The 320-nt window shown below is 65.3% G+C and carries 1 protein-coding gene; it reads left to right on the top strand.

The features are described from left to right. On the top strand, nucleotides 1-320 hold a 320-nt coding region (locus AC6LJ9_RS30760), incomplete at both ends, for a VCBS domain-containing protein (RefSeq protein WP_498150473.1).

Raw genomic sequence — 320 nt, 5'->3', positions numbered from 1 at the left:
CCATCACCGGCGTGGCCGCCGGCAACGTCAAGGAAGACTCGGTCGAGGAAGTCTCCGGCCAGTTGGACAAGCACGACGTCGACGCCAAGGACACGCACACCTGGTCCGTCAACGACGCCGGCAAGGGCACCTACGGCACCTTCTCCGTCGACCAGAACGGCAAGTGGACCTATGTGCTGGACAACAAGAGCAGCCAGGTCCAGGCCCTGGCCGAAGGCCAGAAGGTCACCGACACCATCACCGTGACCGTCGATGACGGCAAGGGCGGCACCGCCACGCAAGTCATCACCGTCACCGTCACCGGCACCAACGACGCCCCG

The sequence above is a fragment of the Achromobacter sp. 1011811831 genome (genome assembly GCF_059760905.1).
The sequence above is the reverse complement of the archived record's forward strand: the minus strand, read 5'-3'. Positions and strand labels throughout refer to the sequence as shown.